This is a genomic window from Streptomyces sp. RPA4-2 (genome assembly GCF_012273515.2).
GTDB classification, from domain to species: domain Bacteria; phylum Actinomycetota; class Actinomycetes; order Streptomycetales; family Streptomycetaceae; genus Streptomyces; species Streptomyces kaempferi.
This window is the reverse complement of sequence record NZ_CP050975.2, coordinates 1,238,929-1,252,873: the sequence shown is the minus strand read 5'-3', so window position 1 is coordinate 1,252,873 and position 13,945 is coordinate 1,238,929. Positions and strand designations below refer to the sequence as shown.

The 13,945-nt window shown below is 70.4% G+C and carries 15 protein-coding genes; 9 read left to right on the top strand and 6 right to left on the bottom strand.

All coding sequences use genetic code 11. The annotated features are described in order from the left end of the window. Nucleotides 1–165: 165 nt before the first annotated feature. The 3 genes from HEP85_RS05105 to HEP85_RS05095 form a co-directional block, all read right to left on the bottom strand. Nucleotides 166–1,374 (bottom strand): PP2C family protein-serine/threonine phosphatase, encoded by a 1,209-nt coding sequence (locus tag HEP85_RS05105; protein WP_248002451.1) that lies wholly within the window; start codon nucleotides 1,372–1,374, stop codon nucleotides 166–168. A 213-nt stretch (nucleotides 1,375–1,587) separates the two neighbouring features. Next, entirely contained in the window at nucleotides 1,588–2,445 is an 858-nt protein-coding gene (locus HEP85_RS05100) for an MBL fold metallo-hydrolase (RefSeq protein ID WP_168526578.1), read from the bottom strand. Between the two features lie 22 nt (nucleotides 2,446–2,467). After that, nucleotides 2,468–2,935, bottom strand: coding sequence for a helix-turn-helix domain-containing protein (locus HEP85_RS05095; protein ID WP_168526576.1), 468 nt, complete (start codon nucleotides 2,933–2,935; stop codon nucleotides 2,468–2,470). Nucleotides 2,936–3,242: 307 nt separating this feature from the next. On the opposite strand from HEP85_RS05095, the gene HEP85_RS05090 reads away from it, so the two are divergent. From HEP85_RS05090 to HEP85_RS05050, 9 genes are all read left to right on the top strand, one after another. Continuing rightward, complete coding sequence (locus HEP85_RS05090; RefSeq protein ID WP_168526574.1) at nucleotides 3,243–3,668, top strand: nuclear transport factor 2 family protein; 426 nt, start codon at nucleotides 3,243–3,245, stop codon at nucleotides 3,666–3,668. A gap of 197 nt (nucleotides 3,669–3,865) precedes the next feature. Next, nucleotides 3,866–4,576 carry a flavin reductase family protein gene (locus HEP85_RS05085; RefSeq protein ID WP_168526572.1) on the top strand — a complete coding sequence of 237 codons (711 nt, stop codon included), beginning with the start codon at nucleotides 3,866–3,868 and terminating at the stop codon, nucleotides 4,574–4,576. Nucleotides 4,577–4,728: 152 nt separating this feature from the next. After that, complete coding sequence (locus HEP85_RS05080; protein WP_168526570.1) at nucleotides 4,729–5,130, top strand: tautomerase family protein; 402 nt, start codon at nucleotides 4,729–4,731, stop codon at nucleotides 5,128–5,130. A gap of 250 nt (nucleotides 5,131–5,380) precedes the next feature. Beyond that, nucleotides 5,381–6,205 carry an alpha/beta fold hydrolase gene (locus tag HEP85_RS05075; protein ID WP_168526568.1) on the top strand — a complete coding sequence of 275 codons (825 nt, stop codon included), beginning with the start codon at nucleotides 5,381–5,383 and terminating at the stop codon, nucleotides 6,203–6,205. 62 nt (nucleotides 6,206–6,267) lie between these two features. Beyond that, nucleotides 6,268–7,161: an alpha/beta hydrolase gene (locus HEP85_RS05070; RefSeq protein WP_168526567.1), complete on the top strand. Its 894-nt coding sequence runs from the start codon at nucleotides 6,268–6,270 to the stop codon at nucleotides 7,159–7,161. A 235-nt stretch (nucleotides 7,162–7,396) separates the two neighbouring features. Then, entirely contained in the window at nucleotides 7,397–7,576 is a 180-nt protein-coding gene (locus HEP85_RS05065; protein ID WP_168526565.1) for a hypothetical protein, read from the top strand. A 368-nt stretch (nucleotides 7,577–7,944) separates the two neighbouring features. Continuing rightward, the gene (locus HEP85_RS05060; protein WP_168526563.1) at nucleotides 7,945–9,177 is read left to right on the top strand and encodes a hypothetical protein; all 1,233 of its coding nucleotides are present in this window, start codon (nucleotides 7,945–7,947) and stop codon (nucleotides 9,175–9,177) included. Between the two features lie 110 nt (nucleotides 9,178–9,287). Further along, on the top strand, nucleotides 9,288–10,184 hold the full coding sequence (locus tag HEP85_RS05055; RefSeq protein WP_168526561.1) for a cupin domain-containing protein: 897 nt from the start codon (nucleotides 9,288–9,290) through the stop codon (nucleotides 10,182–10,184). 239 nt (nucleotides 10,185–10,423) lie between these two features. After that, complete coding sequence (locus tag HEP85_RS05050) at nucleotides 10,424–11,299, top strand: hypothetical protein (RefSeq protein ID WP_369657603.1); 876 nt, start codon at nucleotides 10,424–10,426, stop codon at nucleotides 11,297–11,299. Between the two features lie 73 nt (nucleotides 11,300–11,372). Here the strand turns inward: HEP85_RS05050 and HEP85_RS05045 are convergent, their stop codons facing one another. The 3 genes from HEP85_RS05045 to HEP85_RS05035 all read right to left on the bottom strand — a co-directional run bounded on the left by HEP85_RS05045 (nucleotide 11,373) and on the right by HEP85_RS05035 (nucleotide 13,726). After that, on the bottom strand, nucleotides 11,373–11,963 hold the full coding sequence (locus HEP85_RS05045) for a GNAT family N-acetyltransferase (RefSeq protein WP_168526557.1): 591 nt from the start codon (nucleotides 11,961–11,963) through the stop codon (nucleotides 11,373–11,375). 294 nt (nucleotides 11,964–12,257) lie between these two features. Then, nucleotides 12,258–12,839 (bottom strand): acyl-CoA thioester hydrolase/BAAT C-terminal domain-containing protein, encoded by a 582-nt coding sequence (locus tag HEP85_RS05040; RefSeq protein WP_168526555.1) that lies wholly within the window; start codon nucleotides 12,837–12,839, stop codon nucleotides 12,258–12,260. 224 nt (nucleotides 12,840–13,063) lie between these two features. Continuing rightward, the gene (locus tag HEP85_RS05035; protein WP_168533351.1) at nucleotides 13,064–13,726 is read right to left on the bottom strand and encodes a hypothetical protein; all 663 of its coding nucleotides are present in this window, start codon (nucleotides 13,724–13,726) and stop codon (nucleotides 13,064–13,066) included. Between the last annotated feature and the right edge of the window lie 219 nt (nucleotides 13,727–13,945).

Sequence of the window (13,945 nt, the reverse complement as noted above, 5' to 3'; positions counted from 1 at the left end):
GGGGAAAGCCGCGAAGCGATGCCGGCCTGATTCCTCTGATCGCGCGTCGGTGGCGGCCTCCGCGCTGCGACGGGCCGGAGCCCGCCCGGCCAGGAGCGTCGGCGACGCGGCCGCGCTTGCGCTGGGCCGGGCACGGCGGCGCGACGAGGTCGGGGGGCTTGCCGGTCACGGCTGCCGTTTCGCGCGGCCGGCCGAGGCTTGTTGGGTGTCCGCGCCGGAGCTGACGTGTCGTTGGGTCTCCTGAGGGCCGTGCCAGTCCAGGCACATCACGGTGGCATCGTCTTCGAGACGGCCCCCGGCGGCGTCCCGGACCGCCGACGTCAGCATGAGCGCGGTCTCACGTGGATGCAGGTCCTGGGTGCGCTCCAACAGGGCGGCCAGGTCGATCTCCTCCCCGTGATGTTCGAGCATGCCGTCGGTCAGCATGAGCAGACGGTCGCCGGGGCGCAGGTCGATGTCCTGGACGCGGTAGGGGTGCGGCAAGCGCACGCTCAGTCCGAAGGGATGGTCCACTTCGCAGGCGATCACCTCCGCGATCCCGTCGCGCATGCGCAGGGGCCAGGGGTGACCGGCGTTGACGAGCTGCGCCTGTCCGGTGTGGAGGCCGATGCGCAGCAGCTGCCCGGTGGCGTGGCCTTGGCCGTGGTCGGCCAGGGCCCGGTCCGCCAGGTGGGCCTGTTCGGCCAGGTCGGCTCCGGCGCGGCGGGCGCCGCGCAGGGCGCCCACCAGGACCGTGGCGGCGAGCGCGGCGCCGATGTCGTGACCCATGGGGTCGGTCACCGACACATGCAGCGCGTCCCGGTCCAGGGTGTAGTCGAAGGTGTCGCCGCTGAGGTCTTCGGAGGGCTCCAGGCTCCCGCACAGCGTGAACTGCGCGGCCTCGCACGACAGCGACGGGGGGAGCAGCTGGTACTGGATCTCCGCCGCGAGGGTGGGCGGTCTGGAGCGTTTGCCCCAGGTGTAGAAGTCGGTGAAGCGCTCGTTGGCGATCACGATGTAGGCCAGGACATGGGCGGCTTCCCCGACCGCGTCGAGGATGTCTTCGCCGGGGGCGGCCGGCAGGAGCAGTTCCAGCAGCCCGATCGCATCCCCCCGGTTGGTGACCGGCACGATCACCCGCTGTCCCCGGCCGGTGACCTCCTGATACAGCCGCTGGGTGCGGATCACCTGCTCATAGACACTGCCGGGCATCGGGATCCGTTCCGCCTCCCGCCCACATCCCACCGTTCCGGCGGTGGACAGCCGTGCCACCGACTTCCCTGTCAGGTCGACGATGAGGAAGGAGACCTTCGTGGCGTTGAATCGCCGCCGTAGGTCGTGCGCGATCACGTCGACGGCGTCTGCCGGAGCCGCTGTCTCCGCGGCCGTCAGCAGCCGGGGGAGTTCACTCTTTCCGCCACTCACCGTCGCGGTCCCTTCCACCAGCCCTGACACCAGCTTGGATGCCGTCACGGTGAGCGTCAATCCGTGACACGTCACGCTGAGTGAAGGGTCGGCACCGGGAGGCATGACCGCGAAGGACGGCCCGTGGGCGGGCTGCCTGAGGTCGCGTGATCCGGGCGACCTCATCGGTACAGAAACGCTCTTTCAGGCTCCGAGCAGGCCGACCGCTCCGTACCACACCGGGCCCGGGTTGAGCCGATCCGGGTAGAGGGCCGTCATCTGGTCGAAGTACTCGCGAGGAGTGGGGTTCCGGTCGAGCAGCCGGATGGCGTCGAGCAGGTACTGGCGCGTCTCCTCGATGGTGGCCGGGTCGTCGGGCAGATCCTTGTTCTTGTGACCGGCCACGACGGAGCGCGGCTGAAGCGCGGCGACGCGGTCGAGGGCCAGGAGCCATTCCTGCAGGCCGCCGCCGCCCCCTTCGAGGATGTACTGGTGCACGCCGTTGTAGACGACGTCGCCGGCGACCACGAGCCCGATCGACGGCACGTGCAGGACCGTGGTGCTGTCGGTGTCGGTGTGGCCGACCTCGACGGCCTCGAGGAGGTTGCCCTCCAGCGGGAAGCCCTCGGGGGGCACGGGCCGGGCCAGCACCGGGGTGTCGGGGATCAGGCCGGGGAAGCGCTTGTCCCACAGCTGCTCGCGTCCCTCGGTGGCCTGCTGGTGCATGATCTCGATGGTTCCGGGGGTCGCGTAGACGGTGGCGCCGGGGAACCGCTTCACGAGATCGGCGGTGCCGAACCAGTGGTCGCCATGCCCGTGGGTGGCGTAGACGCAGGCCAGGCGCTTGCCGGAGCGCTCGATCCAGTCGCCCACCCGCTGGGTCTGCTCGATGGTGAGGGGCGGGTCGACCAGCACGGCGTCCTCGTCCCCGAAGATCAGCGTCGACGTGAGGGGCGAGGAGACGAGCACTTCACCGTTGGGCAGCCGCTCGTCGCCGACCCGGGGCGTCCCGTCCTGGACGAGAACCTCGTAGGCCAGGGGAGTGGATGCGGGTGCGGTCATGTCGGCGCCTCCTTCGGAGGGGTCAGGGGGACGTGCCGGTGGCGCCGGGGCCGGTGATCGGCACCACCTCGGAGCCGGCGACCTCGTGCCCGCAGGAGCAGCGCAGCTCGACGTGCACCTGGCCGCCGCACCCCGCATGGTTCAGCAGCGTCGGCGGGCCCTCCGGGCCGCCGAGATGGGTGTCTCCGTACTGCAGGAGGGCGGCCAGAACCCACTGCAGGTCGTGGGCGGGCGACGTGAGGTGGTACTCGTGGCGTGCGCGCTGACCGGCCTCCTGGTAGCTCCGGCGCTCCAGCAGCCCGGCGTCGACGAGCTGCCCCAGGCGTTCGGTCAGGACCCGACGGGAGACCCCGAGGTGCTCCGCGATCTCGTCGAAGCGGTGCAGCCCGGCGAAGACCTCACGCAGGATGAGCAGGGTCCACCGCTCCCCGATCAGTCCCAGGGTCGCGGCGACGCTGCAATTGCCCAGATCTACTTCACGCCACTCCATGGTGTCAGGATAACCCCAGGGTCGCGATCTGGAACCCAGCCTTGACTTCCTGAGTTCCGAATGGGAACTTAGCTGATATCGGGCCGTCGGCAGACACAACCGCTCCCTCGGCCCGCGAAGCCGCTCGGTGACAGCTCGGTGACCGCCCGAGCACCGTCGGGCCTCCGGCCCGGCACGCGTCTCGCGAGCCGATCGGCCCGCCCCGGTGCCGGTGCCTCCGGTCCCTCCGTGGACGGCCGGACGGAACCCAAGGTGCGTGGACGCCTGTTCACCCAGCACCGCACTCAGCCATGAGCATGGAGGAAGCATGTCGAGCAACCAGGCGATCGTGGATGCCTGCCACCGCGCCTACACCGGATTCGAGAAGAACGACTCGTCCGACCTGGTGACGCTGATGTCGCCGGACGTGGCCTTCCATTTCCCCACCTCACTGCCCTACGGCGGGACGTTCCACGGGCGGGAGGGTTTCGTGGCCTTCTACAAGGATCTCTTCGACCACTACTACGACTACTTCCACTACGACCTCCACACGGTGCTCGACGCCGGGTCACACGTGGTGGTCCCCGTGCGGGCCCGAGCGAGGGCGAAGAACGGCCGCACGATGGAGAACGAGCACCTCCTGCTGTTCGCGGTGACCGACGGACTGATCACGGAGGCGCGGCTGTACGCCGACACCGCCAAGGGGCGCGACGTGCTCGAGGGCCTTGAGTTCTTTGATTCCGCGGCCAACTGATCCCGCGACCATGACCCCCGCGACCGCGACCGCGACCGCGACCGCGACCGCGACGGCGCACCTATCCCCAGGGAAACCCCTGCCCACACACCCTGCCCACACCGTGCCGCTGATCGCGGAGCGGACCCCGGGCGGTTCCGAGAAGGCGGACGGCTCACCGGCGGTAGGCCGCCGTGGACGCCAGAGAGGCTGTCAACGTGATCATCAACAGTGACGAACTGGACGCGAGATCCGCGTACAAGCTGCTCATCGGCGCGGTCACACCGCGTGCGATCGGCTGGGTGAGCACCCTGTCGTCATCCGGTGTCGCCAACCTGGCGCCGATCTCGTTCTTCACCGTGGTGAGCCGGGTCCCCCCGATGGTGTCCCTGACCCTGCAGCCGCGGTCGGACGGGACGCTGAAGGACACGTTCGTCAACATCCGGGACAGCGGCGAGTTCGTCACCAACCTGGTCACGCTTCCACAGGCCCACGAGATGCATCGCAGTGCGATCGAGTTCGACGGCTCCCAGGACGAGTTCGACGAGGTAGGCCTGGCCAAAGAGGCGTGTGAAGTGGTCAGGGTGCCGCGTGTGAAGGACTCCCCGATCGCCATGGAATGCACGCTCGACCGGATCATCAAGGCCGGCGACGTCAACGACCAGGTCGTCTGGGGCAAGGTCGTGCGTTTCCACATCCGGGACGACGTCTACGCCCAGAACGGACGGATCGACACCGGGGCGATTCCGGCGGTCGGCCGCCTCGCCGCCGAGTACACCCTGGCCGACAATGCGTTCGTCACGCCCTTGCCGGCGGACATCCTGAGCGAGCGTCTGGGAAAGCGCAGTCACCGCCTCGACGAGCGCCCGGACGGGTGGTCGCCGGTGGACAGCGCCGACTGGTCCCCCTCCGGAGCCACCAAGGCCTGACGGCACCGACGCCCGCCCCGACCACATCCGCGCCCGGCAGGCTCGTGTCGTGCGCCGTGGACATCCAGGGCAGCAGCGTCGCAACCGGGGCCGTGACCAGGCCCTCCGAACGGTCGGGCAACCCGACACCGCACTCCCCGAAGGAGCCCCCCATGCCGGTCTTCAACGCCCACATCCCCGCCAACCGCTTCTCGTCGCAGCAGAAGCGCGCGCTCGCCGACGCGCTCAACCAGTCGCTGGTACAGGGGCTCGGCATCCCCGAGGGCGACCGCTTCATCGTGATCAGCGAACACGGCGAGGACGAACTGTTCCTCGACCCGACGTTCATGGGCATGCAGCGCACCTCGGACGCCATGATCATCACGGTTCTCCTCGGGGCCCACCGGCCCCTGGACGACAAGCGGGCGGTGTCCGCGGCCATCAACCGACTCGTCGTCGAGGCGCTCGGTGTCTCGCCCGACGACATCTTCATCGCCCTGGTCCCGGTGCCGAACGAGAGCTTCTCGTTCGGAAGGGGCGAACTGCAGCTGGCCGAGGGAAGTCCGCGCTGGTGAACCTTGCGGCCCCTGCCCGTCGGCCGGGGCCCGACCGCGCATGCCCCCCGCGGGAACCGTGTGGCGGGGGCCACCGCAGGACGGGACCACCCACAGGAAACCGGCGCCTGCCCGACAGCGCCCGAGGCGGCCGTCGCAGGCCCGGCGGCAGCCGCCCGCACGAGAACACGCGGCGACCGGCTTCCCCCATCGCAAGCCAGGACCGGCCCCCTTCCGGGGCGACGTCCGCTCCAGGACAGTGAGGACATCCATGAAGACGGAACGCGTCGCCGACACCGACGTACGGTACCGGCGCACCGGCGACGGAGACCTGGCCGTGGTCTTCGTCCACGGCTTCCTCGACGACCAGTACGCCTGGGACCGCCTGATCTCCCGGCTCACCACACCCGGCATCGAGTGCGTCACTCTCGACCTGGCCGGCTGCGGCGACCGCGACGCGGTGGAGGGGCCCTACGACTACGACCGGTTCGCCGACGAGGCGGGCCGGGTCGTCGACGCCCTCGGCAAGCCCTTCGTGCTCGTCGGTCACAGCATGGGCGCTGCCGTGGCCGAACTGGTCGCGGTGCGGCGACCGGAGCGGGCCCGCGGACTCGCACTGGTGACCCCGGTGCCCCTCGCGGGCGTACACCTGCCCGACGAGATGATCGAACCGTTCCGCTCGCTGGGCGGCGACGCGGACGGGCAGCGGGGCATACGCGAACAGTTGTCCGCCGCGTTCCCGGAGGCCGAGCTCGACCGGCTGGTGGCGACCGGGCGGCACATGCGTCCGGAGGCCGTCCGCGCCATCGCCGACTGTTGGAACACCGGCCACCCCCAGGGTGAACGGCCGAGCGCCCACGCCGGCCCGGTGCTCATCCTCCGCGGTGAGCGCGACGGGTTCGTCACCGAGGACATGGTCGACGACGCGATCGTGCCCCGCTTCACCGCCGTGACAGCGGTATCGGTGGCCGAGGCCGGCCACTGGGCGCACATCGAGCAGGCGGCCCACGTCGCCACCCACCTCGACCGCCTCCTCGCCGGGGCCCACCGCACCGACAGCCTCCCCGACGCGAACACCTCCCGCCCGCAGGGGTAGGCAACACCTTCGCGCGGAAGTCCGCGAGGGCTGAAGGCCCTCCCTCTTGAGAAGGTCGTTCCATGATTCAGCGCAAGGATGTCCAGTTCAGGGCCGACGGCGCGGTACAGCTGCGTGGCTGGCTCTTCCTGCCGGACGGCCCGGGGCCGCATCCGGCGATCACCATGGCCCACGGCTACGCCGCGGCCAAGGAGCACGGTCTCGAACCGTTCGCGCGGGCCTTCGCCGAGAGCGGCTTCGTCGTGCTGGTCCATGACCATCGCGGCTTCGGGGCGAGCGACGGCCGGCCGCGTCAGGATGTCGACCCATGGCGCCAGATCGCCGACTGGCGGCGGGCCATCTCCTTCCTGGAGAGCCTCCCCGAGGTCGATCCGGAGCGGATCGGCCTGTGGGGCACCAGCTACGCCGGCGGCCACGCGATCGTGCTGGGCGCGACGGACCGCCGACTGCGGGCCGTGGTCTCCCAGGTGCCGACCATCAGCGGCTTCGAGCAGGGTCGGCGCCGTGTGGTCCCCGAGGCCGTCGCGGCCCTGGAGGAGGGATTCTCCGAGGACGAGCGCGCCCAGTTGCGTGGCGAGGCCCCCCGCACCGTGGCCGTCGTCGGCAGCGACCCGGCGGTGCCCGCGTCGTACCGTACGCAGGAGGCCATCGACTTCTACCTCCAGCCCGTGCCCGACGGTGTGTGGGAGAACGAGGTCACGGTCCGCTCCACCCGGGCCGCGCGCATGTACGAGCCCGGCATCTGGGTCGACAGGGTCTCGCCCACGCCGCTGCTCATGGTGGTCGCGCTCAACGACACCGTCACCGTGACCGACATGGCCCTCGCGGCCTACGAGCGCGCGCTGGAGCCCAAGCGGCTGCGGACGATCCCGGGCGGCCACTTCGACCCGTACACCACGCGGTTCGACACGGCGAGCGGCGCCGCCGTCGACTGGTTCCGCGAGCACCTCGCCTGAGGGTCGCCGACACCCTCGGCGGCGCATGACCAGAAGCGCGGCGCGGGGCGCCGAATCATCCGACGGACCGTCACGAACCATCGACGTCAGTCAGGGATCCGTCAAAGGCTTTCTGGGTGCGACAAGGACGCGACAAGGCGACTACCGAACGGCGGAGACAGGTGCGAAATTGTGTCCGCGGTAAACAACCGCCGCTCGTCCTCCGAGTATCTGCTCGGCTATGCAAGAGGTGAACATGGAACTCCCCGAGTCTCTCAAGAACGTTTCCGCCGCCAAGCGTGTCGCGATCACACTCGCGGCCGCCGTCGTCGTCGGTGGCGCTCTGGTGGCTCCCGCCGCCGCGGCCCAGGGCCCGCAGAAGACCGAGGCCGGCTACTGCTCGGCCGTCGACGGCTGCCAGCTGCACTACATCTGATCGGCGCTTTCCTGATCGGAGGTGCCCGCCGGCCCGGCGGCCGGCGGGCACGGTCCCGGAATGACGAGACCCGTCGGATGACGGCACCGACGGACGGGAGACGTCACAAGGAGCGGGCGGGGACAGGTGCCCGGAGAAGGCTCTCGTGGCGGACTCGGAATCATATGTGACGCGCCCCGCGCAGCCGGCGGAATTCCTCGCGCGAGAGCCGCACAGTGTCCTTGGAATTTCTCGTAACAGCTGGAATTCGTGCGGCCGTTGCCGTTGCCGTTGCCATTGCCATTGCCATTGCCATTGCCGTTGCTGGTGGCGGCGGCGCCGTCGTGCGGTTCAGGGGCGCGGCCGCCGCGTTGAACCGAAGGCGTTGAATGATGGTGGAACTCCCCGCGTACCGAACTGTGGACGACGGTCCCGCGCTCAGCCGAAGACTCCTGGCGCTCACGGAAGCAGGGCGGCCGGTCGCCTGCCCGGTCCATGTCGGCCTCGGTGACCCCGTCGCGCTGTCCAGCAACGACGCGCACATCACCCACACCGTCGCGCGGCACCTGGCCGAGGGAACGGCACACGCGCTTCCCCCCTTCAACAGCGTGCCGCATCCGGCGCTGCGCGTGCTGAACGCGGCCAGTTGGGACCGAGTGGACGCCATGACCGCCGACTTCGCCGGGCTGCCCGCGGATCTGGCGAGCGACCTGTGGACCCGGGTGGACGAGGTCTGCCGCCGAGGCGCGACCCTGTCCTCCGCCGAGCGAGGTGTCGCCGCCGAACTCCTGCTGCGCCTGGGATATCCGCTCGGAGCCGCCGAGATCCTCGGTCTCCTCGACGCGGACGTCACCACCCATACCTTCCGGCCGGACATGGTCCGCGCCGAGTTGCAGGCGTTCATGCGGCTGTACCCGCAAGCCCGGTCCGTTCTGGAGGACCGTGCCCTGCGGGCGGCGGCGGACCCTGGGATGGCGCCCGCCGCCCGCCTGCGGCTCGCCAACTACATCGTCGTGCTCGACGGCAAACGCGGCCACGCGACGCCGGCGTTCCACCGGGCCGTGGAACTCGCCCGCCGTGCCATGGAGGAGACACCGGGGACGGGGATGGCGCGCCACCTGGCCGAACACACCCTTTACCGGGCGATCGCCTTCGAGCCGTACCTGCGAGGGGACGAGGAGGGGACCATGGAGCTCCTCGGCCGGGCCGCCGAGGCCCTGGAGGCGGCCCGGCCCGGCACGGACGCGCTGGACAGCCTGTCGTGGAACGACCACGCCTTCCCCATGTTCGAGACGTTGTCCAAGACCCTTCTGGGATACGGGGAGGTCCGGCAGGCTCTGGACTCCACGGCGAGGCTCGTCGCCATCAACCCCAACGACCACCGGGCCTGGGCCGTGCGCGGCCGTGCGCTGGCCTGCTCCGGCGACCTGGAAGCGGCCGTCCGGGCATGGGAGCGGATCCTCCCGTTGGGCGGCCTCCCCGTCGCGGCCGCCGGGTTCTTCCTCGGCTGGGCCCACGGGGAACTCGGTGACACCGCCCTGGCCCGCGAGTTCTACGAGCTCTCGTACTCGGTCGACCCCACCCCGGAGGCGATCGCCGGGAAGGTGCCCCTGTCCGTGTGACGAACCGGGTCGGCTGGGCGAGCACCGGCCGCAGGCCGTCCGGCACCGGCCGAACAGCGGTACGGCGGAGACCGATGGAAGAATCAGCACCAAAAGGGATGAGAACGGCCATGAACGCGTTTGAGCGCTGTGTCGTCGACCGCGACACCTTCTTCGCCGGACAGTGGAGGAAGGCGCCTGCGGTCATGCGCCCCGCGAACCCTCCGGTCGACCTCCTCACGGTGGCCGACGTGGACCGGCTCCTCGACTCGGGGCTGCTCCACGTCCCGTATGTGGAGGTCACGCACGAGAGCGGCGCCGTGCCGCGTGAACGCTACTGCACCGCCCGGGAGGTGGCGGGCACCATGGCGGCCGGATACGTCGACGCCGGCGCCGTCCGCCACCTGATCCGAGAGGAGCACGCGACCCTGCTGCTGCGTCACGTCGACCAGTGGGTGGCCGGGGTGCGTGCCTTCACCGACGAACTCGCCGAGCACTTCGGGCGCAAGGTGGAGGCGTTCTGCTTCGTCACACCGGCGGGCACCCAGGGACGGCCGGTGCACCGTGACGACGCCGACGTCCTGGCCGTCCAGGTCAGCGCCGTCAAGAGGTGGAAGGTGTACTCCGGACCGGCCGACGGGAACTGGGAGCCGGGCCTTGTCGCCGAAGACCCCGGGGAACCGCTGCTCGACTCCGTGCTGCGGGCCGGGGAGGTCCTGTACGTGCCGCGCGGATTCGCGCACGCCGCCGCGGCCGCCGAGGACGCCTCCTCGGTGCACCTGTCCTTCACCATCCGCGAGGCGGGCACGCCGAACCTGGACGCAGTGCTCCGGGCCCTCGTCGCCGCGGACGCCCGCCTGCCGGTACGGCCGCTCGACGAGGAGTCCCTGGTCCGCGCGGCCTCCGAGGTCATAGCCGGAGCCCGGAAGGTTCTCGAGGACCTCACGCCGGAGGCTCTCGTGCACTACACCCGGACGGTCATGCGGGCCCGGTCGGCGGAGCCGACGCACACCTCGATCGCGGACTGACCGCTCCCGCCTGCTCGACCGATATCTCGAGCGCGGGCTCCACCCACCGCTCACCGGCCGAGGGTCGCGACGGCCGAGAGGGCTTCCTCCCGCGAACGGCTGATCTCGCGCGCCCAACCGCAACGGATCCGAGGTCAATGCGCCGATCCCCACGCCTAGTTGTCCGACCTACGGCGGGTCCCCTCCAGATCGTCAGCGGCACAGCCCGCGTCGGAGGTGTGCAGGGCGGCCCCCCGGCTGTGACCATCGACGACCTCCATCAGGAAGGTGAGGAGAACAGCGGCCCGGGAGAGCCGGTCCGCGACGCCCTCGCGTCCGGCGATGCCGCCCCGGACGACGACGCACCCTCGAACACCCGCCACCTTTCGGGCCGTTGGGCGGCCGCCGTCGCCCTCCTGCTGCTGGCCGCTTGCGGCACCGCGTACGGCGTGACCCGACTCGACCGATCCGATCTGCCCGGTCTCGGCACTGTCCACGACGGCCGGCAGACCTATCCGGAGCTGACCGGAGCACCGCTGCCGCCGGGCAGGCCCCGCCCGTTCGACTCCGTCAATTCCGGCAACGTCCACTACGCCGACCTCCGGGATCTGGTGCTGCCCGTGCCGGAGGGCGACCGTGAGAATCGGGAGCTGGAGGGCGACGACGGCTGGCTCCCGGTTTCCCGGTTGGCGGCCGAGTACGCGTCGGCCGACGAACGGGCCACGGTCACCGGACTCCTCCACGCCCAGGCCTTGCGGCACATCGCCGCCCGCGGCTGGACCACCGCCGGCGGCGGCCGCGTCCGGATCTATCTGCTCCAGTTCAAGTCGGGAGCGGTCGTGAACTCCCTCTACGTCCAGGACTTCGCCGGAACCACACCGGCCCATGCGCTGGCCGGTGCCGCCGATGTCGGCGCGGACCGACCGCTCGACTCCACCGAGTCCACCGACGGCGTCCACGCCGACCTCTACGTGGACGAAGCGCCCTATGGCGCCACCCAGACCCGGGAGGCCTACCTGGCCGCGGGCGACGTCCTCGCGCTGGTCGTCCAGTCCGGCGGGAGCGACGGCGATACGGACAAGGCGGAGACAGCGTTCCGTCAGGCGGTCGCTCTGCAGGGCCGGTTGCTGGGGTGAGGCCGGCGATCCCCTCTCCGTGGGGAGGGCGCCTGTGATCGCCGGATCGGGCCCCTTATCGACTGGCGCGGACTTAGCTTCGGCAGCGTGAGGTTGCCTCCTGCCGATGCCGGTACCAGCATGCGTCGACCTCACGTCCGTCACCCAGGGTGAACCGTGTCTGTCCTGAGGCAGAGGCGAAACCGGCTGCCGTCAGTGCTCCTCGACAAGCGGTGTTCGTCGGCTCCGCGCCGGCTCGTACGACCTCGAGCCCGAGATGACGGTGACCGAGCTGGACGGCCGCGCGGAACAGCTCGACGCCCAGTCCCTGCCGGCGGAAGCCGGGAGCCAGCCAGCCACCGATCTCGCCGGTGTGCAGGTCCACGCTGGTCGCGCCCGCATATCTGCCGTCGTCCACGTGCACGGCGGTCAGCTCGACGAAACGTTCGGAGTGCTGCTCGATCTTCCTCATCATTTTGAAGCGATCGCGAGGCGCGAACCCGGACAGGTCGTCGTCCGCACGCATGTACAAAAAGCACTCTCGCGTGTCTTCGTGCTGCACCAGTTGGTCGTCCCTGAACCCCAGCCAGCGCTGCGCATCGCCGTCGGAACAACCTGCCGCGGGCCCCAGTACGTCCAGGGCGATGAGCGGCGTATAGAGCAGCAGCCGCTCGCTGCGCAACACGTGCCGGCCCGCGCCGCATTTACCACGTACAGGCGGATGAAGGGGTTCCGCCCGACGGCGAAACAGTCCCTGCCACCTCATGCCCCGCCCCCGGAAGAGATTGTTGAAGTGCCGTCCCAGCACCGCGCGATGGCTGAATATAACTTGTCTCCGCAAGTGCCTCGGCCCGGGGATCGGAGACCCGGCCTCGCGCCGCCATGGAGCCCGGCGTGGCGGCGACGCGGTGGCGGCATGGCGGCGCGGTTCCGCGGAGCGAGTTCCGCCGTGCCTTCTGCCGGCGAACTGTTCACCTCTTCAGGGGCCGAGAGAGGCAAGAAGCGCCAGGACTCTGTGCCAGCCCGCCTCTTGAGCGGCTGCGTTGCCCGCCCGGGTGCCACCGAGGTCGATCTCCCGGCCCGTCAGAGGGTAACGGGTTCCGGCTGCGAGGTACGGAAAGGTTCCGACACCGTGCCCGGCGTGAGGATAGATCAGTGCGTGGTGCGGATACCGGTTGCCGCAGGCGTCGAGTTCCTCGACGATCTGCTGCGCCCAAAGAGTCGAAGTCCACAGGTGGTCGTCGCTTCCGGCGATGGCCATGACGGGGCCGCTGACATGGTTGAGCGGGATGAGTCCGTCGGCGACGGGCTCCCCGTCCTTGGTCCAGGCCGCGGTGGAGTAGAGCGGGATCCCGCCGTTGACCTGGGCTGACGGCGAGTAGACGACCGCGCCGTGGACGAGGCCGGGGTAGTCGTCGGCGAGAAGCAGAGCCGCCTCGCTGCCACGTGAGTAGCCCATCACCAGGATGCGGCGCGGATCGACCTTTGCCACGTCCACCGGCCGAGAGGAGCCGACGTGCACCGACTCGACGGCTCCCTTGCCGGTTTCACGCCGGATCATGGCACACGTGCCGCGGACATCGAGGCGACGATCACCCAACAGTTACTGTGGGAGGCCACCGCAGGTGAGGCCGACCGCAGATCGTCGAGGACGTCACATCGGCGCCGTGGTGGCGGGCGGACCCGGACACCATCGACCCACCTGCCACGGATCGCTGAGGTGGAGGCGGAGACGGAGGCGGGGCCGTGGCCGCGTGGCCAGAACGTCCGTGTCCTGCGCCGACCCTACTCACCGCGACGGCGGCCGAGTACACGTGAGAGTTCGCCGACCGGCGCGAGCAGGTGTCCGCCATCGCCCGCGCACCACCACACGGCCGCGCCGCCCCGCTCCGAGCCATGGACGCCGAGGTCATGTCGGGGGCACACCGGCCAGACCCTCCACGTCCGTTCGAGCAAGCTCTCCTGAATCATGGTCGCCAGGCTGGTGAGTGCCATGGCGGGGTCGTCACACATGTTCGGCAGGATGGGGCTGCCCCAGTCGAGCCGTTCGCCGTCGGCGAGGCGGACCCCGGCTCCCACCGGGAACCAGTCCTCCAGGACCTCGATCTCCGGTGCGCCGTCGATCCCACGGGTGTGCAGGTCGCGGGCTACGATCCGCAGTGCCGTGCGCAACACCTCCAGACGCTCGGGGGCGAGGTCGAACCCGGGCTCGAAGCCCGTGTCGTCCAGGATGCGCCGGGCCAGGGCGGTCATCTCCGCAGGCGACACCTCGGCGGGACTCCGCTCGACGACCTCCAGGACGGCGTCGGTGCAGTGGGACCGGTCGAGCAGTTCGCAGGCGAGGGCGACGACGTGCCGCGGGTCGAGGTTGTCCTCGCGCAGGCCGACGTACACCCTTCGCTCCAACTGTTCGGCGTGCGCCTCGTGTTCAGCCATGACGTCGCTCACGAGCCCATTGTTCCCGACACGGCACGGCTGCTCGCCGCATGATGGTCGGCATGACGCGCCCGATGGTGGCCGATGCGCCCTGACTCCCACCGGTCCTCGGAGGAACCGCGCGTGGCCGCTCATGAATCCATGACGGCCGCACGCGCCGCGCCCGCACGTACCTGACCTCCGGCGCGTTCGTCTCTGCCCGCCACCGACGAGAGTGACTCGGCGCCCCTG

Coding starts and splice junctions, on each gene's coding strand:
- HEP85_RS05100 (WP_168526578.1), bottom strand. CDS start 2,445: ATGACCGCACCCGCATCCACTCCCCTGGCCTACGAGGTTCTCGTCCAG.
- HEP85_RS05095 (WP_168526576.1), bottom strand. CDS start 2,935: ATGGAGTGGCGTGAAGTAGATCTGGGCAATTGCAGCGTCGCCGCGACC.
- HEP85_RS05090 (WP_168526574.1), top strand. CDS start 3,243: ATGTCGAGCAACCAGGCGATCGTGGATGCCTGCCACCGCGCCTACACC.
- HEP85_RS05080 (WP_168526570.1), top strand. CDS start 4,729: ATGCCGGTCTTCAACGCCCACATCCCCGCCAACCGCTTCTCGTCGCAG.
- HEP85_RS05075 (WP_168526568.1), top strand. CDS start 5,381: ATGAAGACGGAACGCGTCGCCGACACCGACGTACGGTACCGGCGCACC.
- HEP85_RS05070 (WP_168526567.1), top strand. CDS start 6,268: ATGATTCAGCGCAAGGATGTCCAGTTCAGGGCCGACGGCGCGGTACAG.
- HEP85_RS05065 (WP_168526565.1), top strand. CDS start 7,397: ATGGAACTCCCCGAGTCTCTCAAGAACGTTTCCGCCGCCAAGCGTGTC.
- HEP85_RS05060 (WP_168526563.1), top strand. CDS start 7,945: ATGATGGTGGAACTCCCCGCGTACCGAACTGTGGACGACGGTCCCGCG.
- HEP85_RS05055 (WP_168526561.1), top strand. CDS start 9,288: ATGAACGCGTTTGAGCGCTGTGTCGTCGACCGCGACACCTTCTTCGCC.
- HEP85_RS05040 (WP_168526555.1), bottom strand. CDS start 12,839: ATGATCCGGCGTGAAACCGGCAAGGGAGCCGTCGAGTCGGTGCACGTC.